Origin of the sequence: Burkholderia ambifaria AMMD (genome assembly GCF_000203915.1) — a bacterium.
GTDB lineage: Bacteria > Pseudomonadota > Gammaproteobacteria > Burkholderiales > Burkholderiaceae > Burkholderia > Burkholderia ambifaria.
In genome coordinates this window covers 257696-279208 of sequence record NC_008392.1, presented here as the reverse complement: position 1 = coordinate 279208, position 21513 = coordinate 257696, and the positions used below count along the sequence as shown (strand labels likewise).

At 65.0% G+C, this 21513-nt stretch carries 27 protein-coding genes and 1 pseudogene; 12 read left to right on the top strand and 16 right to left on the bottom strand.

Annotation, left to right across the window (positions count from 1 at the left end; translation table 11 throughout):
* The first annotated feature begins 203 nt into the window (after positions 1-203).
* The 5 genes from BAMB_RS28950 (at position 204) to BAMB_RS28930 (ending at position 4364) form a co-directional block, all read left to right on the top strand.
* Positions 204-890, top strand: coding sequence for a hydrolase (locus BAMB_RS28950; RefSeq protein ID WP_011656592.1), 687 nt, complete (start codon positions 204-206; stop codon positions 888-890).
* Positions 891-1055: 165 nt separating this feature from the next.
* Positions 1056-1223, top strand: coding sequence for a DUF1427 family protein (locus tag BAMB_RS28945; RefSeq protein ID WP_011660704.1), 168 nt, complete (start codon positions 1056-1058; stop codon positions 1221-1223).
* Positions 1224-1241: 18 nt separating this feature from the next.
* Positions 1242-3134, top strand: coding sequence for an amidohydrolase (locus BAMB_RS28940; RefSeq protein WP_011660703.1), 1893 nt, complete (start codon positions 1242-1244; stop codon positions 3132-3134).
* 1 nt (position 3135) lies between these two features.
* Positions 3136-3582 (top strand): DoxX family protein, encoded by a 447-nt coding sequence (locus BAMB_RS28935; protein WP_011660702.1) that lies wholly within the window; start codon positions 3136-3138, stop codon positions 3580-3582.
* Between the two features lie 89 nt (positions 3583-3671).
* Positions 3672-4364, top strand: coding sequence for a YoaK family protein (locus BAMB_RS28930; protein WP_011660701.1), 693 nt, complete (start codon positions 3672-3674; stop codon positions 4362-4364).
* Positions 4365-4681: 317 nt separating this feature from the next.
* Here BAMB_RS28930 and BAMB_RS28925 read toward each other — a convergent pair whose 3' ends face one another.
* The 8 genes from BAMB_RS28925 to BAMB_RS28895 all read right to left on the bottom strand — a co-directional run bounded on the left by BAMB_RS28925 (position 4682) and on the right by BAMB_RS28895 (position 7699).
* Positions 4682-4966 (bottom strand): hypothetical protein, encoded by a 285-nt coding sequence (locus BAMB_RS28925; protein ID WP_006759566.1) that lies wholly within the window; start codon positions 4964-4966, stop codon positions 4682-4684.
* A 134-nt stretch (positions 4967-5100) separates the two neighbouring features.
* Entirely contained in the window at positions 5101-5316 is a 216-nt protein-coding gene (locus BAMB_RS34615) for a hypothetical protein (RefSeq protein ID WP_011660700.1), read from the bottom strand.
* A 444-nt stretch (positions 5317-5760) separates the two neighbouring features.
* Positions 5761-5967 carry a hypothetical protein gene (locus BAMB_RS28915; protein WP_041491760.1) on the bottom strand — a complete coding sequence of 69 codons (207 nt, stop codon included), beginning with the start codon at positions 5965-5967 and terminating at the stop codon, positions 5761-5763.
* A 9-nt stretch (positions 5968-5976) separates the two neighbouring features.
* Positions 5977-6189, bottom strand: a complete 213-nt coding sequence (gene rpsU / locus BAMB_RS28910; protein ID WP_006754722.1) for a 30S ribosomal protein S21 — start codon at positions 6187-6189, stop codon at positions 5977-5979.
* 33 nt (positions 6190-6222) lie between these two features.
* Entirely contained in the window at positions 6223-6432 is a 210-nt protein-coding gene (locus BAMB_RS28905; RefSeq protein ID WP_041491858.1) for a hypothetical protein, read from the bottom strand.
* 46 nt (positions 6433-6478) lie between these two features.
* Positions 6479-6763 (bottom strand): hypothetical protein, encoded by a 285-nt coding sequence (locus BAMB_RS28900; RefSeq protein WP_011660698.1) that lies wholly within the window; start codon positions 6761-6763, stop codon positions 6479-6481.
* Between the two features lie 337 nt (positions 6764-7100).
* Positions 7101-7256, bottom strand: a complete 156-nt coding sequence (locus BAMB_RS35645) for a hypothetical protein (protein WP_012371974.1) — start codon at positions 7254-7256, stop codon at positions 7101-7103.
* Between the two features lie 239 nt (positions 7257-7495).
* Complete coding sequence (locus tag BAMB_RS28895; RefSeq protein WP_011660696.1) at positions 7496-7699, bottom strand: cold-shock protein; 204 nt, start codon at positions 7697-7699, stop codon at positions 7496-7498.
* Between the two features lie 374 nt (positions 7700-8073).
* Here BAMB_RS28895 and BAMB_RS28890 point away from each other — a divergent pair, with 374 nt between their 5' ends.
* Entirely contained in the window at positions 8074-8409 is a 336-nt protein-coding gene (locus BAMB_RS28890) for a hypothetical protein (protein ID WP_041491759.1), read from the top strand.
* Positions 8410-8603: 194 nt separating this feature from the next.
* On the opposite strand, the gene gfa is transcribed toward BAMB_RS28890, so the two are convergent.
* From gfa to BAMB_RS28870, 5 genes and pseudogenes are all read right to left on the bottom strand, one after another.
* Positions 8604-9179 (bottom strand): S-(hydroxymethyl)glutathione synthase, encoded by a 576-nt coding sequence (gene gfa / locus BAMB_RS28885; RefSeq protein ID WP_011660695.1) that lies wholly within the window; start codon positions 9177-9179, stop codon positions 8604-8606.
* 22 nt (positions 9180-9201) lie between these two features.
* Positions 9202-9360, bottom strand: a pseudogene (locus BAMB_RS34955) (S-(hydroxymethyl)glutathione dehydrogenase); the annotation flags it as partial.
* Positions 9361-9758: 398 nt separating this feature from the next.
* Positions 9759-10166, bottom strand: coding sequence for a cupin domain-containing protein (locus BAMB_RS28880; RefSeq protein ID WP_011660693.1), 408 nt, complete (start codon positions 10164-10166; stop codon positions 9759-9761).
* A 4-nt stretch (positions 10167-10170) separates the two neighbouring features.
* Positions 10171-10650, bottom strand: a complete 480-nt coding sequence (locus BAMB_RS28875) for a carboxymuconolactone decarboxylase family protein (protein ID WP_011660692.1) — start codon at positions 10648-10650, stop codon at positions 10171-10173.
* 179 nt (positions 10651-10829) lie between these two features.
* Positions 10830-11330 (bottom strand): Ohr family peroxiredoxin, encoded by a 501-nt coding sequence (locus BAMB_RS28870; RefSeq protein WP_011660691.1) that lies wholly within the window; start codon positions 11328-11330, stop codon positions 10830-10832.
* 120 nt (positions 11331-11450) lie between these two features.
* Here BAMB_RS28870 and BAMB_RS35640 point away from each other — a divergent pair, with 120 nt between their 5' ends.
* Together BAMB_RS35640 and BAMB_RS28865 are read left to right on the top strand one after the other, a co-directional pair.
* Positions 11451-11765 (top strand): hypothetical protein, encoded by a 315-nt coding sequence (locus BAMB_RS35640; RefSeq protein ID WP_011660690.1) that lies wholly within the window; start codon positions 11451-11453, stop codon positions 11763-11765.
* Positions 11766-11867: 102 nt separating this feature from the next.
* Positions 11868-13421 (top strand): DHA2 family efflux MFS transporter permease subunit, encoded by a 1554-nt coding sequence (locus BAMB_RS28865; protein ID WP_011660689.1) that lies wholly within the window; start codon positions 11868-11870, stop codon positions 13419-13421.
* Between the two features lie 85 nt (positions 13422-13506).
* Here BAMB_RS28865 and BAMB_RS28860 read toward each other — a convergent pair whose 3' ends face one another.
* From BAMB_RS28860 to pdxR, 3 genes are all read right to left on the bottom strand, one after another.
* Positions 13507-14508, bottom strand: coding sequence for a bestrophin family protein (locus BAMB_RS28860; RefSeq protein WP_011660688.1), 1002 nt, complete (start codon positions 14506-14508; stop codon positions 13507-13509).
* A gap of 120 nt (positions 14509-14628) precedes the next feature.
* Positions 14629-15129 carry an Ohr family peroxiredoxin gene (locus BAMB_RS28855; protein WP_011660687.1) on the bottom strand — a complete coding sequence of 167 codons (501 nt, stop codon included), beginning with the start codon at positions 15127-15129 and terminating at the stop codon, positions 14629-14631.
* A 289-nt stretch (positions 15130-15418) separates the two neighbouring features.
* Complete coding sequence (pdxR, locus tag BAMB_RS28850) at positions 15419-16909, bottom strand: MocR-like pyridoxine biosynthesis transcription factor PdxR (protein ID WP_011660686.1); 1491 nt, start codon at positions 16907-16909, stop codon at positions 15419-15421.
* A 205-nt stretch (positions 16910-17114) separates the two neighbouring features.
* On the opposite strand from pdxR, the gene BAMB_RS28845 reads away from it, so the two are divergent.
* The 4 genes from BAMB_RS28845 (at position 17115) to BAMB_RS28830 (ending at position 21489) form a co-directional block, all read left to right on the top strand.
* The gene (locus BAMB_RS28845; protein ID WP_011660685.1) at positions 17115-17858 is read left to right on the top strand and encodes an SDR family oxidoreductase; all 744 of its coding nucleotides are present in this window, start codon (positions 17115-17117) and stop codon (positions 17856-17858) included.
* A gap of 84 nt (positions 17859-17942) precedes the next feature.
* Positions 17943-18980 (top strand): LysR family transcriptional regulator, encoded by a 1038-nt coding sequence (locus tag BAMB_RS28840; protein ID WP_011660684.1) that lies wholly within the window; start codon positions 17943-17945, stop codon positions 18978-18980.
* Positions 18981-19276: 296 nt separating this feature from the next.
* Complete coding sequence (locus BAMB_RS28835) at positions 19277-19996, top strand: response regulator transcription factor (RefSeq protein WP_011660683.1); 720 nt, start codon at positions 19277-19279, stop codon at positions 19994-19996.
* Positions 19996-21489, top strand: a complete 1494-nt coding sequence (locus tag BAMB_RS28830) for a sensor histidine kinase (RefSeq protein WP_011660682.1) — start codon at positions 19996-19998, stop codon at positions 21487-21489. Before BAMB_RS28835 ends, BAMB_RS28830 begins: the two co-directional genes overlap by 1 nt.
* Positions 21490-21513: the final 24 nt, after the last annotated feature.

The following is a 21513-nucleotide window of genomic DNA, read 5'->3' as shown; positions in this document are numbered from 1 at the left end:
GCGCGAAAATTCCCCCGATTTAAGATCTTTTAAGGATAGGTTTTCAGGCGGTTTTTAAACAGAACGATTAATTGGCATTGCTTCGAGTTTCCATGTTGAATGGAAGACGTTGGCAGGAAAAACCTCCCAGCACAGCACATCGGGCCCCCGGCTTGCCGGCGAGCCAGGCTTTATTTTTCTCCACGTCAAAGGACATGATCGCCATGAGCAATCCGAAGCTTGAAGTACTCACCCCCCAGAACAGCCAGCTGATCTTCATCGACCAGCAGCCGCAGATGGCGTTCGGCGTGCAGTCGATCGATCGCCAGGTGCTGAAGAACAACGTCGTGGGCCTGGCGAAGGCTGCGAAGGTCTTCAACATCCCGACCACGATCACGACGGTCGAAAGCGACAGCTTCTCGGGGCATACGTACCCCGAACTGCTCGACGTGTTCCCGAACCAGAAGACGCTCGAACGCACGTCGATGAACTCGTGGGACGACCAGAAGGTGCGTGACGCACTGGCCGCGAACGGCCGCAAGAAGGTGGTCGTGTCGGGCCTGTGGACCGAAGTCTGCAACACGACGTTCGCACTGTGCGCGATGCTCGAAGGCGACTACGAGATCTACATGGTCGCCGACGCATCGGGCGGCACGTCGCAAGCCGCGCACGACATCGCGATGCAGCGCATGGTGCAGGCCGGCGTGGTGCCGGTCACGTGGCAGCAGGTGCTGCTCGAATGGCAACGCGACTGGGCGCGCCGCGACAGCTACGACGCGGTGATGGCGATCGCGAAGGAGCATTCGGGCGCATACGGGATGGGCGTCGACTACGCGTACACGATGGTCCACAAGGCACCGCAACGCACCGCGACGCCGCACGAGTCGATTCCGCCGGTGCCGGCGAAGTAACGAGCCCACTCGGGACTGTCTATGCCGCCGCGTCGTGCTCGATGAGCGCGCCGCGGCGGTGATACGTCAATGCGGGCTGCGTGACGCGGTTCATCCGCGCAGGCCGCCCGCGGAGCGTTTGCAGGGCATCCGCCTGCATTCCAATTTGTTCGAGAGATTGATCGTATGGAACCTTATCTGGTTTCCCTTGGTGCGGGCCTGCTGATAGGCGTGATCTACAGCGCTATCAAGGTTCGCTCTCCCGCACCGCCGCTGATCGCCCTGGTCGGGTTGCTCGGCATGTTGATTGGCGTGCAGGCGGTCCCCGCCCTCAAGCAGCTCATCGGCCTTTGATCGAAGTGAGGTGACGCAATGACCGCAACCGATACCCAACCGGATCTGATCCTGCACAACGGGCGCATCACGACGCTCGATCGTGCGAACCCCGTCGCCACCGCGGTGGCGATCAAGGACGGCCGCTTCGTCGCGGTCGGCAGCAACGCGGATGTCATGCCGCTCGCGGGCCGCGCGACGAAAGTCGTCGACCTCGACGGCCGCGCCGTGCTGCCGGGCCTGACCGACAACCATACGCACGTGATTCGCGGCGGCCTGAACTACAACATGGAGCTGCGCTGGGACGGCGTGCGCTCGCTCGCCGTCGCGATGGAGATGCTGCGGCAGCAGGTCGCGATCACGCCGGCGCCGCAATGGGTGCGCGTGGTCGGCGGCTTCACCGAACATCAGTTTGCCGAGAAGCGCCTGCCGACGATCGACGAGCTCAACGCGGCCGCGCCCGATACGCCGGTGTTCATCCTGCACCTGTACGATCGCGCGCTGCTGAACGCGGCCGCGCTGCGCGTCGTCGGTTATACAAAGGACACGCCGGAGCCGCCGGGCGGCACGATCCTGCGCGACGCCGCGGGCAACCCGACGGGCCTGCTGCTCGCGAACCCGAACGCGACGATCCTCTACGCGACGCTCGCGAAGGGTCCGAAGCTGCCGTTCGAGTACCAGTACAACTCGACGCGCCACTTCATGCGCGAGCTGAACCGGCTCGGCGTGACGGGTGTGATCGACGCGGGCGGCGGCTCGCAGAACTACCCCGACGATTACGAAGTGATCCGCCAACTGCACGACGCAGGCGAGATGACGATCCGCATCGCGTACAACCTGTTCACGCAGAAGCCGAACGCGGAGAAGGAAGACTTCGTGAACTGGACCAAGAGCGTCAAGTATCACGACGGCACCGACTACTTCCGTCATAACGGCGCGGGCGAGATGCTGGTGTTTTCCGCGGCTGACTTCGAGGATTTCCGCGTCGCGCGTCCGGACCTGCCCGCGCAGATGGAAGACGATCTCGAAGGCGTCGTGCGCGTGCTCGCGCAGAACCGCTGGCCGTGGCGCATGCATGCGACCTATGACGAAACGATCAGCCGCGCGCTCGACGTGTTCGAGAAGGTCAACGAGGACATCCCGCTCGAAGGGCTGAACTGGTTCTTCGATCACGCGGAAACGATCTCCGAGCGATCGATGGACCGGATCGCGGCGCTCGGCGGCGGCATCGCGGTGCAGCACCGGATGGCGTATCAGGGCGAGTACTTCGTCGAGCGTTATGGCGCGCAGGCGGCCGAGGCGACGCCGCCGGTCGCGAAGATGCTGTCCAAGGGCATCAAGGTGTCGGCCGGCACGGATGCGACGCGGGTGGCGTCGTACAACCCGTGGGTGTCGCTCGCATGGCTCGTGACGGGCAAGACGGTCGGCGGCACGCGCCTGTATCCGCAGCGCAACCTGCTCGATCGCGAAACCGCACTGCGCATGTGGACCGAGTACGTGACGTGGTTCTCGAACGAAGTGGGCAAGAAGGGCCGCATCGCGGTCGGTCAGCTCGCGGACCTGATGGTCCCCGATCGTGATTTCTTCACGTGCGCGGAGGACGATATCGCCGACACGACCGCGTTGCTGACGGTGGTCGGCGGCCGGATCGTGTGGGGTGCCGGGCCGTTCGCGTCGCACGATTTGCCGATTCCGCCGGCGATGCCGGACTGGTCGCCGGTGCGCACCTACGGCGGCTATGGCGGCTGGGGCGCGACGCAGCGCGAGGGCGCGCCGCTGCAGCGAGCAGCAGCGGCCGCTGCCGCGTGCGCTTGTTCGACCGCGTGCGGGATGCACGGCCATGCGCATGCGAGCGCGTGGGGCCGCACGTTGCCGACCTCGGACGCGAAGGGTTTCTGGGGCGCGTTCGGCTGTTCGTGCTGGGCGGTCTGACATGACGACCGTGACCGGCCGATGCAGCCCCGGGTGGATTCGCGCGCTCCTGTCGCAGGCGTGGGTCGGTTCGCTGGTCCGGCTCGCGCTCGTTTCCGCGTTCCTGATCGGCGGGGTGAACAAGGCGATGCACTTCGGCGATGCGATCGCGGAGCAGGCGCATTTCGGCCTGCACCCGCCGGCGCTGTGGGCGGCGCTGGCGATTGCGGTCGAGATCGGCGGCTCGCTGTGCGTGGTGTTTCGCCGCTTCACGTGGCTCGGCGCGGGCAGCCTCGGCATGCTGACGCTGGTCGCGATGCTCGTGGCGAACGATTTCTGGAATCGCTCGGGCGCCGAACATTTCATGGCGCTGAACAGCTTTTTTGAACACCTGGGCTTGATTGCGGCGCTCGTCCTTGTCACCATCGTCGGCGATATTCAACGGGGGGAGGGCGACCGCGATATCTGACCGCCGGGTCGGTCCTCCCGCGAACGCGACGCGGCAACCGTGCCATCCACGGTCGCCGCGTCGCCCAACCTTTACGCAAACATCACGAATTGAAATCTGAAGACACCCTTCTTTCCGCGGTCGCCGGGTTCGTCGATACGCTGAGCTTCGTCTCGCTGTTCGGGTTGTTCACCGCACACGTGACGGGCAACTTCGTGCTGATCGGCGCCGGCGTTGCCGGATTCGGGCAGGGCCTCGTGCTGAAACTGAGCGTGTTTCCCGCCTTCATATGCGGCGTCATCGCGGCGAGCCTGATCGCGCGGTCGTTGTCCGCGCGGCCGGCATGGCAAGGCGCGCGTGCGCTGTATGCGGTGCAGGCCGTGATGCTGCTCGGCTTCTGTGCGGCCGGCGTATGGGCGACGCCCGTCACGCAGTCCGACAGCCTGCCGGTGCTGTTGGCCGGCATCGTCGGCACGTTCGCGATGGGCGTGCAGAACGCGCATCCGCGCGTGATCGCGCGCGCAAGCGTGCCGAACACGGTGATGACGGGCAACGTCACGCAGGCGATTCTCGATGTCGTCGACCTGTTGTCGGCCGGCACGGCCGACAGCGCGCGCGTGGCCGCACGCGCACGCTTCGGCAAGATGCTGCCGGCGATCGTCGCGTTCGCGCTGGGCGCAATGGCGGGCGCGCTCGGCTTTCGCTACATCGGATTCTGGGCGCTGCTCGCGCCGGCCGGCGCGCTTGCGGCACTGGCATTGACGTCCGGCGCGCATGACGCGGCGCCTGCCGTGCGGACCTGAGATAGCCGGCACGCCGCGCGGCGGCCGGCAGGCCGTCGGCGCAAAGCGGTCTTCGTTGAAATGGGCGAGGGCGCTGCTGGAGCGTACGCGGCGGCGCTCTTCTTACGCCACCGACTCGAGGTCATACGATGGCGACGGATGCGCTACCGGTCGCCGTCTCTTGGGTTGCCCCAGAACAGGAAGACGATCACACAGCACAACAAAGCACCTACCAAAACCAGTTTCATGCGGCGCCTTGCGTGCGGTGGACGGAACGATCGGTATTCAGGTAGCGCGGTCGAATCTCACCGCGCCGTGTTCCACTCGGAAATCCGGTTTCAGAGAACGGTCAGCAACCGCAGCTGATGCTCGGTTTCGGTCCCTTTTACCAGTGCGTAGAACCGCGCCTGCCCGCGCTCGAGTGTCGACAGGTTTTGTGCGTCGGAAAACATGTTCCATTCGTCGCCGTCGATACGCTCGAGTTTTCCGCGCGTCCGCGCAAACGCAAGCAGCAACCGGCTTGCTTCCCGCCGGATCACGACGCGCTCCATATCCAGCACATAGGGCTGCCAGCCGCTCAGCAGGACGAGGTAGTGGGGTACGGATGTTGGGTCAGTGATCATCGCGGCGTGGCTTCTTCTCGATGGCGTTGGCAAATCGGACTCCTTCCAGTCTGGTCCCTGCGCGGGGCGATCGATATGGAAGGAAGAGGCCGTCAGCGACGTGCTTCACGTGCGTGCGCCGACTTTTCCCATTTTCAGCCAAATTGCGCGGTCAACCAACCTTCTCCCCATTTCGCTGCGTGCGCAACTGCCTCGTCGCGGCGGTCGAAAGCGGCCAGATCGCCGCTGCAGAGTACCTGCCGCTCATCTCCGTCGACGAGCAACGTGGTAATCCTCGCATGTGCGATGTACTGTCCATCGGCCCGGCGTGGTGTCGGATCGATTCGGAACCGTGTCGAATTGAAGAGCATGTGCTCCTCCAGATTTAGGGTTGTCGCGGGCTACGTGGCCGTGCGCGCGCCACTGTCAGATATGCTCTCGAAGGTACCGAATGCACTTTATCCGCAGACCCGACCGATTGGCGATCGCGCCTCGGGGGCGGGCCGTCGAGTCGTCTTCCACGCCGGGAAGCCGCTCCGGGAGCGGAGGATCGTCCACGGCGTGGACCGACTTCGCGATCTGAAGAGACGCGTGCCCTATCCAGACACGATCGCGCCATTCGCATTTCGCGCGATGGACGACAAGCCATGCCTGCAGTGATTCCACGAGCTGAAACGGCGACAACCACTCGCGCGTTTTCCTTTTGGTGACCAGTTGAAGGGCAACAAGGAAACAGAGCAAGTCCACGTACCGGGTCGCGACGCGCATGGTTGGTCTTCTGCTTTTGATGCTTGTGAAGCGTCCGCGCCGGCGGCTCAGCCTTGAACGCTGAGCGCTTTCTCGATGGCTGCAATCAATTTGAAGGCATCGTCCCGGCCGATCAGGAGGCCGCGGCTGGTGTACTCACAGCCGAACGCATAGAAGCTCGGCAGTAGCGTCACCATGTCTTTCTGTCGATCGAAATCCACCTGGCATTTCGTCAACGGGAAAAACGGTGGGGCATCGGCCGGCAGGTTGGACACGATGCGCTCCTAGTACATTTTGCGCGGGGGCAACATGCGCTTCGCGCGCAGGCGCTGCCTGGCAACGGCACTGGCCTTTTTGCGCTTGCGTTCCGTCGTCGGCTTTTCGTAGCCGGTGCGACTGCGCAGCTCGCGAATCAACCCGGTTTTCTCGATGTCGCGGCGGAATCGGCGCAGTGCGACATCGATCGGTTCGTTGACTTTCAGTGTGACGGTTGTCATGGTTGCCCTGTTTTAGAAGGTTCGAATATGAAGTTAGCCGAGCCGCGTCATGACGGCGCTCGCTATCTCGTCGGACTCGAATTCCGAGTGTCCGGCACCGATCGATAGCGCGCGTATCGCGCCGTACATTTGCAACTCTTGCTGGTGACACAGAGCCGAATCAGAGATTCCGGCAAGCGAGATCGTGTCGGCCCACGTAACCTCGTGCCGTCCGATCAATGCGAGTAGTTCGTCAATGACCATGTTGCTCTCCAGATTGCCGATGCATCGCATCGGCTGGGTAGCCGCCTCAGCCTGCGTTCGACAGGAACGCGTGTGTTTCGCGATTGTCGTCGATGATGTTCTCGGCATAGCGCACCGATGCGCGACGTGCGTCACCGGCCGTGCCGAACGGCGCGTTGTCGCGAAGCCGGTACGTCTGGCTTTGCGTCTGCGTGTCCGTCGCACCGCGAAGACAAATCCTGACTGCTGCGTCGAAGCCGGCATCGTAGTTGTGCGGAGCACCATTCGCTGCCGGTACGTGCGGGTAAATCAGTGGATAGATCTCGAATCCACGGTAGGAATGCATGCTCATGACAAACTCCTGTCGTTCGGCCGCGGCGAAAAGCACGGTCGAACTCGTCCGGCCAAGGTCCGTCCATTGTCGGGCGGGCCGGCGGGGTGAAAGGGACAAAATTGCAGCGCGGCGGAGGGGATGCAACAAAGCGCGCGGTAGTGAAGGGGGAGCGTTCGGAGGGCGGGTGATCGCTCGGATAAGCCCATCATACGCGCATCGTTCGCCGGGCCTTCAACTTATTCGGTATTACGCGCAGCAACCGGCACGCGCGTGGTGACGGATCGTGACCGCCTTCGCCCCGCGCCGCACAGGTTGCGCGATGGTCGCCGCTGCCTCTGCAGCCGCGATCTCGACGCTATTGCGCAGACGTCGTGCGCTTTTTCTGCTGCGTCTTCGTGATCGAGGACTCTTTCGGCGGCACCCAGTTCAACGCCGTGCCGAGCTTCGGCAGCATCGGGGGCTGCTTGGTACGCGGAGGCGCCTTGTTGCCGCGGGACTGATATTGGGTCATGGAAATTCTCCTGCTGCGTCGCGTGCGCGATCCTGCGAGGATGGCTGGTCCGGGCCCGGATGCGCGGTCGAACACGCGCACCATGACGGGCATCTGCCTGCGCGCAGGTTCAATGTCTCCCTGCGAAGCGGACGGACCAGTCGAGCCGGCCTCGAGGCGCGTGGCGCCGCGAGGCCGTGCATGACACAAGGAGCGGCGGCAATGCGCCGCTCCTTGCGCGAAGTCGAGGCTTGAGACGGTTACAGCGGGGTGATGTTCGCTGCCTGCAGGCCCTTGGGGCCGTTCTTGGTCTCGTAGCTCACCTTCTGACCTTCGGCAAGCGTCTTGAAACCGTCGCCGCGAATTTCGGAGAAGTGCGCGAACAGATCGTCGCCGCCTTTATCGGGCGTGATGAAGCCAAAGCCTTTGCCGTCGTTGAACCACTTGACAGTACCGGTATCCATATTAGATCTCCTGAGAATAGACGAACGGATGCGCCACGAATGGACGCGGGAAAATAATCAAGGAGGGAAAGGACAACGAATACCGCAGTTCGCGGTCGATGATGAGCAGCAGTCGCGCTTCTTGAATACTTCACGGCTGACAGTACGCGGCGGCGGCAGAGGTGTCAAGCCTTTTCGGTCGAGGGCGGAAGATGGCCCGGGTGCGTTTCTGACGGATTTCGGGCCAGTTTGAGCGTCGCCGGTCCAGTAGACGGACAAGCCGTTGCGACGACCGTAGCCGCGGTGCGGGAACAGCGAATGCTCGACGTCTGATGAAATCAGCGCCGGCTCACTTGCGTATTGAGCTTGACGCAACACTGTGTGGGGAGGCGTCTGTGAGAACCGAACGAGAGCTGTTTGAGCAATGGTGGTTTCGCGATACGCCTAGCGAATATCGCGCCGACGTCGTCAACCGGGTTCGTGACCAGGACGGCTACGTCCGGGGCACGCGCGTGGCCGCTGCATGGGATGGGTGGCAGGGCGCACGCAAAAGCCAGAGCTGGATCAGGACGAGTCAGCACTGTCCGACGCGTCTGGATGCCGATCAGGCGCTTAACGTGCTGGCCTGGACTCCGGAAGGATTCGCGGTGGTCGCTTCATTCGAGGACGTGGCGAACGCGCAGTCCGGGTACACGCACTGGATTCCGCTTCCATCGGCGCCCGAGAATTAGGTGCCGGTCGGTGCGAAGGAGAGAATCGCCGTCCGGTGCGTGCTGTTCGTCGAGCACGCGCCGGAATCGAAAACGCCACTGTAAATTGGACAGCGGTGGTCCGTGCCGTTGAAAGCGGCACCGCGGTGCTCGCGAGCGCCACGATGGGGCGCGACGTGCAGCTTCCCGCAGCGCGTCGCCCCGTGGCGATGAACTCAAGCCTCCCGGTATGTCCCCTTGGCTTTCGCCGTTTGAGTCGCCAGCGCATCCATCAGCGGCGGATTCAGGCAATCGTAGGGCTCGAGCCCTTTGGCGCGCAGCGTGTCGCGCACGTCCGCCATCAGTGACGGTGGCGTGCCGCTCTCGATGATCGACGACACGAATGCAGCGAAACCGGGCCCGTCCCAGCCGGTATCCGGCGACAGTTCGGTATGAATGAAATCCAGGCCGTAAAACGCATGGTCGGCATTTTCGATGCGGCCGAACAGGTGCGTGCCGCAGGCGGAGCACGCATGGCGCTGAATCAACGCCTTGTCGTCGACGACGCGCAGTTTCTCGCCATGTGCGGTCACGGTGACCTTGTCGCGCGGCACGACGCCCACGACGGAAAACAGCGCGCCGGCCGGCTTCCAGCACTTCGTACAGCCGCACGCATGATTGAATGCGACCTGCGCATCGATCCGAACCTCGACCGGATCCTGTGTGCACTGGCAGCGCAGCGTACCGCCCGCGAAATCGGCGGCGCCCTTTTGAATGCCGCTATCGACGGCGGGATGAATGGCGACGGACATGTTCGTGCTCCTTTTCGATGCTTCACTGGTGAACGACGGCTCGGATCGACTTCCCGTTGCGTATCGGAGCGAATGCTTCGTTGATGTCGGAGAGCGATTTCGCGTGTGTCACGAACGGCGCAAGCTGAACCTTGCCGTTCGTTGCGTCCTCGACCATGCCGGGTAATTGCGAGCGGCGCTTGCCGGAACATCGATCCGTATTCGGCGCGTTGCTCCGGCACGCGCGAGCGCATCGATCTGCCTTTTTGCACGACGTGCGCGCACGCAAGAACACGCCACGATTCTGCGCCTTTTAGGTCGCCTCTCGTAGTTTGTCAGAAACTGGGGGGGAGTATATGACGGATACTGGTGGGGAGTATACCCGGCGATGTCCCGATTCCCGGAATCATCGTGCCGGCAGAACGACGGTGGCCCGACGAAAGACGTCGACGTCGCCGATGGCGCACCGTGATGCGGCGGTGCAAGCGGCTGCATGGAGCCGCTTGTACCGCGCAGCTCGCGCACTGATCGCGAGCAGGCTTCCGGTACGCTAAGCAAGCGGAACGGGCCCGGCGTCGCCGGGCCTCCACGAGGATCCCGCTATTTCACCGGTGTGAGGATCGGCGCACCCTGGTTCTTGATCATGAACACGACGAATTTTGCCGGCTTCGTGTTGCTGGCATTGCGTCCGACCGTGTGGATGTCCTTCGGGCCTTCGTGGTATGTGTCGCCGGCGTGAAGCGTGACCTCCTTCCCGCCGTTCAGGCCCATCACGATGCTGCCGTCGAGCACATAGACGAATGCGTGTGCGTCGTGACGATGAACGGGATCGACGCTGCCGGGCGGATAATCGACGACGATCATCTCGGCCTCCTTGCCCGGATATTCGGGCAACGGCTCCGTGGTCAGCGTCGTAACCTTGGCTTGCGGTGCGGCGGCGGCGGCCGGCTGGACGGGCATCAACAGCGACAGCGTAAGCGGCGCGAGAGTGAGCATGATGCGTTTCATGTCGTTACTCCAGGTTGGCCTTGTCGAGCCCGAACGTCTTGTCGAACGATCCGGGCACGATGCGGAACGCGACATTCAGCCGGTTCCAGCAGTTGATCGCACCGACGAGGAAGGTCAGATCCGACAGCTCCTTCTCGGAATAGTGAGTCCGCACGCGTTCGTAGAGCTCATCCGGCACGCCATCCGACTGAAGATGCGTCAGCGCTTCGGTCCATGCGAGCGCGGCGCGCTCGCGCGGCGAGAACAGCGTCGACTCGCGCCAGATCGCGACGTGATGCATGCGCAGTTCGCGCTCGCCGTGGATCCGGGCCGCCTTGACGTGCATGTCGACGCAGAACGCGCAGCCGTTCAGTTGCGATGCGCGAATCTCGACGAGCTCGCGGACCGGCACTTCGATCGTCGTCTTTTGAAACAACCCGTCGAGCTCGACGAGTTTCTTGGTGAATTCCGGCGATTGCTGAAAATAGTTGATACGTTGCGTCATGATCCGTTCTCCTGATTTGTGGAAGCGGGTACCGCCGGCCCTGCGTATCGCGATCGATCGCACGACCCGCTTGGCAGCCATCGTAATCGCGGGTCTCGCGTGCCAGTAGTACCGGGCGCGTGCGCACTCTGTTGTCGCGTCGGCACCAATCGTCCGCCACGTATGTCGGCGTGAGTCGGTCACGCCGACACCGCGAGAATATTGCAGATGCCCTGCCGCGCCATCTTCGTATAGGGGCACAGGCGCTCCGTGTCGCGCACCAGACGTTCCGCGACCTGCCGGTCGATACCCGGCATGCGGACGGTGACATTCGCGATCAGCGCATATCCGCCATCCATCGGATCACGGCCGAACGTGACTTCGACGGCTACGGTGGCGTCGCGAATATCGATCCGGTCGCGTTGCGCGAGCAGGCTCAGCGCGCCGTGAAAGCACGCGGCGTAGCCCGCGGCCAGCAGCTGTTCGGGATTGGTCCCGCCGCCCGGGCCACCGAGCTCGGTCGGCAACCGCAAATCGAGGACGAGACAGCCATCGTCGGAGCGCGCGACGCCGGAAGCACGACCGTGCCCGGCTTCGCCGCCGGACACGGTGACCGTCGTCGTGTAGAGCGGGGCGAATTCCCGCCCCCGGTATTTGTCGAGCAGTGTCAGCGGCGGAGGTTGCAACCTCTCGTTCTCCATATCTCTCCCGGTCTGTGATCGGCGAACGCTAACGTTCCGAACCTTGCGTGTCCGGACGGTGCGTGGTGCGTCGACGCGCATCAGCGCAAGGGTGCGGGCCCTGCCGGCAAATCGATCCCGATGACCGCCATTCCAACGATGGCCGACGCGCTCTTTGCCATGCTAGGCAAAGACGCGCCGCCGAACCAGATCAGCTTGGGATGCATGGTGTTGCCTACTCCGTACCAATACGGTGAGCGCGACGGGCGCGAGGGCGCATCGATCTTTTCCACGACTGCAGTGGCGCGACCGATTGGTGCCGATGAGGAACGGGAAAGTGTTCCGACGCAGGTCTATCTGCGCATGAATGCCGCTCCTAGTATTCCGGCACGGCAAGGCGGTCGAGGCATCCGGTTTTCGATGGCGCCACCCGCCACGCCCCCGCGCGCCAGCTGAACCGTCGACCCCGTGCGCGTGACGGTCGCGCGCCGGTCGATCCCATCGTCTGACCGGCCGGATCGATACGCCGGCCCGGTCGTTACTCCGGAGTGAAGCCCGATGCATTCCTCAACGAAACCTTCACCGCCGCCGCTGACGGGCGGAAAGCTGATCCTTGCGACCCTCGCCGTCGCGCTCGCGACGTTCATGAACGTGCTCGATTCGTCGATCGCCAACGTCGCGATTCCGACCATCTCGGGCAACCTCGGCGTCTCCGTCGACGAAGGCACGTGGGTGATCACGCTGTTCTCGGCGGCCAATGCCGTCGCGATTCCGCTGACGGGCTGGCTCACGCAGCGCGTCGGGCAGATCCGGCTGTTCGTGGCCGCGATCGTGCTGTTCGTGTTTTCGTCGTGGTTGTGCGGTGTCGCGCCGAACCTGCTCGTGCTGCTTGCCGCACGCGTCTTGCAGGGCGTCGTCGCGGGGCCGCTGATTCCGCTGTCGCAAGCGATCCTGCTCGGTTCGTATCCGAAGGAGAAAAGCGCCACCGCGCTCGCGCTATGGTCGATGACCGCGACGGTCGGCCCGATCGCCGGTCCCGCGCTGGGCGGGTGGATCACCGACAGCTACAGCTGGTCGTGGATCTTCTATATCAACATTCCCGTCGGCCTGTTCGCGGCCGGCGTCACGTGGATGATCTATCGCGACCGCGAGACGCAGGTGCGCAAGGTCCCGATCGACAAGGTCGGGCTGATGTCGCTGATCGTGTGGGTCGCGACGCTGCAGATCATGCTCGACAAAGGCAAGGACCTCGACTGGTTCAGTTCGCCCGTGATCTGCACGCTTGCCGTCATCGCCGCCATCAGTTTCCTGTTTTTCCTGATCTGGGAGTTCACGGAGGGAAACCCGATCGTCGACATTCGCCTTTTCGCGTTGCGCAATTTCCGCGGCGGCACGATTGCGATCTCGGTCGCGTACGCGGTGTTCTTCTCGAACCTCGTGATCCTGCCGCAATGGATTCAGGGCTATCTCGGCTATCGATCAGTGGACGCCGGCCTCGTGACGGCGCCGCTCGGGATCTTTGCCGTGATGCTGGCGCCATTGATGGCGAAGATCATGCCGAAGTCGGATGCGCGGGTGCTCGCGACGCTGGCCTTCCTGGGCTTTGCGGGCGTGTTCTTCATGCGCTCGCATTACACGACGGGCGTCGACCCCTATACGCTGGTGCTGCCGACGCTGTTGCAGGGTATTCCGATGGCGCTGTTCTTCACGCCGCTGACCGCGATCATCCTGTCGGGGTTGCCCGCCGAGCGCATTCCGGCGGCCGCGGGCCTGTCCAATTTCGTGCGCGTGTTCGCGGGCGGCGTCGGCACGTCGTTGATCTCGACCGGATGGAACGACCGGACAATCCTGCACCATGCGCGGCTCGCCGAGCAATCGAGCGTGAACAACCCCGCCTATGCGAGTGCCATCGCGCAGCTGCAGGCGACGCTCGGCGGCGGCGCGGATCAGGCCACGACGTTCTTCGAACGCACGCTGAACGCCCAGGCCGCGATGCTCGCGCTGAACGATATCTTCTGGTTGTCGTCGATCATCTTCATCATGATCGTGCCGCTGGTCTGGCTCACCAAACCCGCCAAGGGCGGCGGCGGCATGGCGGGCGGTGGACACTGAACGAGGCTCGCCGGGAATCGTGCGGAGGGGAACCGGGCATTGCGCCGCCTTCGGCGCCGATGCGCGCGAGCAGCCGCCCGGTTCCCTATAGCGCGATGACCGAGTGGCCGCACGGCTGGCCGGCCGGTTCTCCGAGCATCGCTTTCAGATCGCGCTCGATCGTGCCGCACAACGTCGAAATGGGAACGTCGTTCGCACCGCCTTCGAACGGATTCTCGGTGCCTTCGCCGACCTGGTCGAGCGACGTATACATCCACGACACCGCGACGCTGCATGGCACCACCAGCCATACCATGTTGCCGTGCATGAAGCCGGTCACGCCATCGTTGAGCCGGTTGAATTCGTTCAGAAGACCGAACGGAAGCGACAGGCAGAAGAACCGGACGAACAGCGAGCTGACGGTCGCGTACTGGCGCGGATACGGGAAGTTCTTGAAACGCTCGGATCTCGACTGGAGCGCGATGAAATCCCCGATCGTCTTGTGAAGCTCCATGTAGAAGCTCGTATTCAGCTGACCGGCCGCGTGAAGCGTTTTGAGCGCACTGCATTGCAGATTCAGCACGCATGTCGAAATGGACGCGGAAGAGAGCGCCTGTGCCGTTTCAGACGGCGACAGGTAGTTCGGCAACACTTCCGCGATGTCCTGTTCCCACTCCGGCACGCGATAGAACCGGCGGTATTCCGCGTTGTAGCGTTTGCTCGTGCTTTCCCACACCCGAGGGCGACGCAGGTCGTATCGCAGCGCGGTCAGCCATCCGAGGTGCCGATCGATCAGCGTGCGGGAAATCGCTTCGTCGCCGGCAAAATCGCGCGCGAGCTGGCCCCAGCGACGGCTCTTGCTCACGATTTCGGTCCAGATATCCAGCGCGTCCGTTGCCCGGTTGTACGTCTGCACATTCTTGAAGCCGACGATGAACGACGTCGCGGTGCCGAGCAGAACCACGATCGTCAGCGGGATCGACAACCATGTGACGCACAGGAACTTGTACAGAATGACCGGCACAGTCCCGAACACGAAAAGCTCGTAGATGTTCCAACGAGTCCAGATCAGGAACTCCGACAGCTTGTACGATTTTCCGAGATGCATTTCATTTGCCTCATCGAGGACTCAGCGTGCCCCGAAGGCACAGCGCAGCGGCCACGCGCGAGGGAGCGGCAACGAAGGTCTTCAGCGGACAGGTGCCGCTACCGCCCGACGGGCGTCGCGTCAGTCGACGACGGTCACGATATTGACGGTGCCTTGTCTGGCCATCTTGGCATACGGGCACAGGCGCTCCGCGGCTCGAACCAGTTCTTCCGCGATGCTTCGATCCACGCCGGGCATCCGCACCTGGACGTCGATGAGCAATGCATGGCCGCCGTCCATCGGATCGCGGCCGAACGACACCCGCACCTCCACGACCGTATCGGCGGGTTCGATGTCGGCGCGTTGCGTGAGCAGGTTCAGCGCACCGTGAAAGCACGCGGCGAAGCCCGCCGCGAACAATTGCTCGGGGTTGGTGCCGTTGCCGGGCCCGCCGAACTCGGCGGGCAGGCGCAGATCGACGGCGAGGTTCCCGTCGTCCGAGCGCACGACGCCGGATGCGCGGCCGTGTCCCGTCTCGCCACCGGATACTGTCACGCTCGTCGTATAGAGCGGCTGGAATTCCCGGCCCCGATACCTGTCGAGGAGGGAAAGCGGAGGGGCCTGCAGCTTGTTGTCATTCATGATGCGTGCTCGAGTTCAGCGACGCTTCGATCCCCGTCGTTCAAGTGTCGAAGCGTGTTGCGAAGGGGGCTGCATTGCCCGGGCAGATGGCGTCTTCACGAACAGGTGGAGCGAACGATCGTATGCGGAGCGCGGCGATCTTCCGGTGCAGCCCGAATCCGGGTTCGTCCACGGAGAAGGACGCCTCCATGCTAGCGGAGCGTACCGGGCGACGGTATGGCCGTCGCGGGCGATTCAATGTTTCCCGTTGGACACCAATCGGGCCGGTGACGCGCGACCCCGCCGCGCGTCAGCGGTCGAGACAGGCCCGCAGCGTGTTTGCGTGACGTTGCGCTTCGTCCGCGTCGACGATGTTCGCGAACCCGATGACGAGGCCGCGCGGCGTTTGCGGCGTGTGGCTGTTCGTATACCAGATCGACAGCGGCACGACCGCGAGCCCGGCCTCGCGCGCGCGTGCGGCGACGGCGACGTCGTCGACCGGCCCATCGGGCCCGTCGGTGAATCGCACCGCGAACTGGATGCCGCCCACCGGCAATTCGACGATCAGCCGCTCGCCGAACGCCTGACGCAATGCGTGCACGATCAGCATGCGGCGCTCGCCGTACAGCGCGCGCATGCGCTTCAGATGCCGGGCAAAGTGCCCCTGCTCGATGAAATCGGCCAGCGCCGCCTGCAGCAGCGGCGGCGAACCGGCATTCATGCTGCACGCCACGCGTTCGACGCGCTCGACGGCGCGCTCCGGCACGACCGCGTAGGCAAGCCGCAAACCGGGGTACATCGCCTTGCTGAAGGTACTGCAATAGATCACGCGATCGCGCCGGTCGAGACTCTTCAACGCGGGCAGCGGGCGGCCGAGGTAGCGAAACTCGCTGTCGTAGTCGTCCTCGACGATCCACCCGGACATTTTTTCGGCCCAGTCGAGCAGCGCAATGCGGCGGGACAGCGACAGCGTATGCCCGAGCGGGCTCTGATGCGACGGCGTCACCAGCGCGAAGCGGGCCTGCGCGTCCAGCTGCATGCCGCGCTCGACGTCGATCCCGTCGGCGTCCACCGGTACGGGGACGAGTTGTATGCCGGTCTCGGACAGGAACCCGCGCGCGAGCAGATAGCCGGGATCCTCGAACCACACGCGCTCGTCCGCGCGCGCGAGGCTGCGCAGCACGAGTTCCAGCGTCGCGCGGTAGCCGCCGGTGACGAACACCTGTTCCGGCACGCAGGTGACGCCGCGCGACAGCGTCAGATAGGTGGCGATGTGTTCGCGCAGCGGCCGGTAGCCGGCCGGATTCGGGTAGGCCAGCAGTGCGCGTTCGCTGCTGCGCGCGCGCTGCGACACGAGCCGGTGCCAGACCTTGCGCGGAAACGCGTCGAGCGCGGGGAGCCCGGGTTGCAGCGGGCGCGGCTCGCCGCTCAGCGCGACGGCGATCGGCTGTGGGCGCCGTGGCGGCGGATCGACGTTCGGTGCGAGCGACGCATGTTGTAGGTCGGCGCGCGCGGGCGGCGGCTGCGTCAGCGAGGCCGGCAGGGACGGCGCGACGAACGTGCCCGCCGCGCCGCGCATTTGCAGATAGCCCTCGTCGACCAGGATCGTGTAGGCCTGTTCAACCGTGCCGCGCGCGGTGTTCAGTTGCGTCGCCAGGCCGCGCAGCGCGGGCACGCGATCGCCGGGGCGCAGATGACCGGCGGCGATCGCAGCCTTGAACCGCTCGCAAATCTGCAGATAGACGGGCAACTGGTGGTGCCGGTCGATTTCGATGGCAAGCGGGGGTGTTGGCGCGGACATCACGGTCTCTCGGGTAGCGTGAACAGGACAGGAACAGACGCGGTATGGACCAGTCCGATCGACGATTCTTGGCACTTATGAGATAGGACATGATTCTTCCACAATTGCGGCACGTGATGCGAGGTTACGGCCGCCTTTCAGCGGATCCGGCGCCGTCGCGTACCTCTAGCAGTCCAATGCAATCCATTCGTCAGGAGATTTTGCGATGAAGATCGTTGTCATCGGTGGTTCGGGCCTGATCGGCTCGCGTGTCGTCACGCTGCTCGGCGAAGCCGGCCACCAGGTGCTGGCCGCGTCGCCGAGCACCGGCGTCAATATCATCACGGGCGAAGGCCTGGCCGACGCGTTGACGGGCGCGGACGTCGTCGTGGACGTGGCGAATGCGCCGTCATGGGAGCCGCAGGCGGTGCTGGACTTCTTCCGCACGTCGGCACGCAATGTCGGCAAGGCGGAAGTGGCTGCAGGCGTGCGCCATCACGTCGCGCTGTCGATCGTCGGCTGCGACCGCATGCCGGAGAACGGTTATTTCGCGGCGAAGGTCGCGCAGGAACAGGCGATCGAAGCGGCGGGCGTTCCGTACACCATCGTTCGCGCGACGCAATTCATGGAATTCATCGGCGGCATCGCGGATGCCGGCGCGGAAGACGGCACGGTCCGCATCGGCGACGGGCTGTTTCAGCCGATCGCCGCGGAAGACGTGTCGGCATTCGTCGCACAGACCGCGCTCGCCGCGCCGCAGAACGGCACGATCGAGATCGCGGGCCCGGATCGCGCGCCGTTCGCGGAGATCGTCGCGCGCTATCTGAAGTCGATCGGCGACACGCGCGCGGTGGTGACCGATCGCGACGCCCGCTACTACGGCGGCCGCGTCGAGGAAAAATCGCTGGTGCCGCTCGGGGCCGCGCGGCTCGGCCGCATCGGTCTCGAGCCGTGGCTCGCCGCACGCTGAGTCGCGTTCGCACACGCGGCGGTTCGCCGACACCCGCCGACGGCGGGCAACCGGAATGATCGGCATCTCTTGGGGGCAGCGGAAATGAACCATTCGGAACCATCGGAGCACGGCGTGCGTCGCGACCTGACCGGTCGCGCCGATGCGCTGTCCGCGAGCTTTGGTGCCAGCTATGCAGGCATCCTCGCCTTCGTTGCCGTGGCGAGCGAGGGGAGCTTCACCAAGGCCGCCGAACGGCTCGGCGTCGGACGGCCGGCCGTGAGCCGCAACGTGCAGAAGCTGGAGGCGCAGTTGAGCACGCGGCTGTTCCAGCGCACCACGCGCACGACCGAACTGACCTGCGAAGGCCGGCGATTCTACGAGAACTGCCATCAGGGCGTGGCACAGATCGTGGAAGCCATGAACGACATGCTGGAGTTGCGGCAGGGGCCGCCGCGCGGCCTCATCCGTATCAGCTCGGCCGTGGGGTTCGGCCGGAAGATCGTCGCGCCGCTGCTGGAAAAATTCGCGCAGGCCTACCCGGACATCATCATCGATCTGCTGCTCGACGACCGGCCGATCGACCTGGTGTCGGAGCGGATCGACGTGTCGTTTCGCAACGGGCGCATCGAGGATTCGAGCATCATCGCCCGGCAACTGATTCCGATGCAGATGGCGCTCTGCGCGGCGCCGTCGTACGTCGCGCGGCATGGCCTCCCGCAGCGCATCGAAGATCTCGACCGGCACGAGTGCATCAATTTCCGCTTCGCGAGTGGTCGCGTGTTCGAATGGGAGTTCAATGTCGACGGCCGTATGCAAAAGTACCTGCCGACGTCGCGCCTCACGTTCAACGATGCGGATCTGGTGTTGCGCTCGGTGCTGAACGGAGCGGGCATCGCGCAGATGGCGGGCTATCAGATTCGCGACCATCTCGCGTCGAAGGAGCTCGTCGTCGCACTGGCGAAGCATGTGCCGGAGGATCGCGGCCACTACATCTGCTATCTGAGCCGGCAGCATCTTCCGACGCGCATCCGGATCTTCGTCGACTTCATGACCGAGCAGATTCGCGCGCTCGATCTCAATTGCATGACCCGGTTCAATCCTGACATGCAGGCGGTTCCGTCGGCGGGGCTGGCGGCTTGAAGCGTGCGTGACGGACGGGCGGCCGTCCAATCGCATCGGGCGTGCGTTTCTCGTTTCGGATCCTCCGGGGCTGGATCGGATAGCCTTGCCGGCATGGGCTCACGTCGCGGGCGCGATTCAAACTTAAACGAATTGTGACCCCTGCCGCCGGCAAAATTTTGCACAATGGCGACAGCGCGGCGTTGTTGCCGCCATTCGCCTTCCCCGGCAGGCCGGCCTGCCGGCCCGGAGAGGGCGCCGGAAAGAACCTTCGCACCAACCGTGAGCCCCCGACCGACGTGCCGCCGCCGACCGCCATGGACCACCCCAAACGCATCCTCATCGTCGAAGACGACGCCGACATCGCCGACGTGCTGAGCCTGCACCTGCGCGACGAGCGCTACGAAGTCGTGCACAGCGCGGACGGCACGGAAGGCCTGCGCCTGCTCGAACAGGGCAACTGGGACGCGCTGATCCTCGACCTGATGCTGCCCGGCGTCGACGGCCTGGAAATCTGCCGGCGCGCCCGCGCGATGGCGCGTTACACGCCGATCATCATCACCAGCGCGCGCTCGAGCGAGGTGCACCGGATCCTCGGCCTCGAGCTCGGCGCCGACGACTATCTGGCGAAACCGTTCTCGGTGCTGGAACTCGTCGCGCGGGTCAAGGCGCTGCTGCGGCGCGTCGACGCGCTCGCGCGCGATTCGCGGATCGACGCGGGCACGCTCGACGTAGCCGGCCTGTCGATCGACCCGATCGCGCGGGAAGCGAGCGTCGACGGCACGCGCATCGACCTCACGCCGCGCGAATTCGACCTGCTGTATTTCTTCGCGCGGCACCCGGGCAAGGTGTTCTCGCGGATGGACCTGCTGAACGCGGTGTGGGGCTACCAGCACGAAGGCTACGAACACACGGTGAACACCCACATCAACCGGCTGCGCGCGAAGGTCGAGGCCGATCCGGCCGAGCCCGTGCGGATCCTCACCGTGTGGGGACGCGGCTACAAGCTCGCCGCGCCGGACCAGCGGGACGCCTGATGAAACTCACCCTCACCCAGCGGCTGTCGTGCGTGTTCGCGGTGCTGCTGCTCGCGTGCTCGGGCGCGTCGGCATGGCTGCAGATCCGTGCGAACGACATGCGCGAGAAGGAAGTCGTGCAGGGCCTGTCGCGCGATCTCGCCGCGCACATCGCGAGCAGCACGCCGCTGATGGATGCGAACGGGCTGCGCCCGGACGCGGTGCGCACGCTGTTCGGCCAGCTGATGGGCGTGAACCCGAGCGTCGAGGTGTACCTGCTCGACAACGCGGGGCGCATCGAGGGCGACGACGCGCCGCCGGGCCACGTGAAGCGCGAGCGCGTCGATCTCGCGCCGGTGCAGCGCTTCATCGCGGGCGATCCGCTGCCGATCCTCGGCGACGACCCGCGCAGCCCCGACGGGCGCAAGGTATTCAGCGCCGCGCCGCTGCAGCGCCCGGGACAGCCGCCGTCCGGCTACATCTACGTGGTGCTGCTCGGCGAAGCGCACGACCGGCTGGTCGCGCGCGTCGACGCCGGCAACGTGCTGCGCACGACGCTGTGGTCGATGGCGGTCGTCGCGCTGCTCGGCCTGCTCGCGGGCCTGACCGCGTTCAGCTTCATCACGCGCCCGCTGCGCCGGCTGACCGACGCGATGCGCCGCTTCGACGCGAACGGCGCGCCCGACACGCAGCCGCCGGTGCCGCGCTCGCCGCCGGGGGCGCGCGGCGACGACATCGCGGTGCTCGAATCCGCGTTCGCGCAGATGGCCGACCGGATCGGCGAACAGTGGCGCGCGCTGACGCGCCAGGACCAGCAGCGGCGCGAACTGATCACGAACATCTCGCACGACCTGCGCACGCCGCTGACGTCGCTGCACGGCTATCTGGAGACACTGTCGCTGAAGTCCGACACGCTCGCCGAGACCGAGCGCCGCCGCTACCTGTCGATCGCGCTCGCGCAGAGCACGAAGGTCGGCCGGCTCGCGCAGGCGCTGTTCGAACTCGCGCGGCTCGAATCGGGCGGCGTGCAGGCCGAGCGCGAGCCGTTCTCGCTCGTCGATCTCGTGCAGGACGTGTTCCAGAAGTTCGAGCTGGCCGCGCAGTCGCGCGGCATCGCGCTGCATGCGCGGATCCCGCCGCGCGTGCCGGTCGTCTCGGCCGATCTCGGGATGATCGAGCGCGTGCTGACCAACCTGCTCGACAACGCATTGCGGCACACGCCGCAGCACGGCGAAGTCGAAGTGGCGCTGACGCCGCAGGACGATCGCGTGGTGGTGACCGTGTCGGATACCGGAGAAGGGATTCCGCAGGCGCGGCGCGAAGGATTGTTTCAGCGGCCGCAGCGGCCGATGAGCGGCGGCGCGGCGACGAGCGGCGGGCTCGGGCTGCTGATCGTGCACCGGATGCTGGTGCTCAACGGCAGCGGGATCCGGCTCGTCGATCGGGACGGACGCGGCGCGGTGTTCGAGTTCGCGCTGCCGGTCGCGCATCCGGCGCCGGGCGAAACGCGTTGAAACCCGGCGGCGATCTGCCCGCGC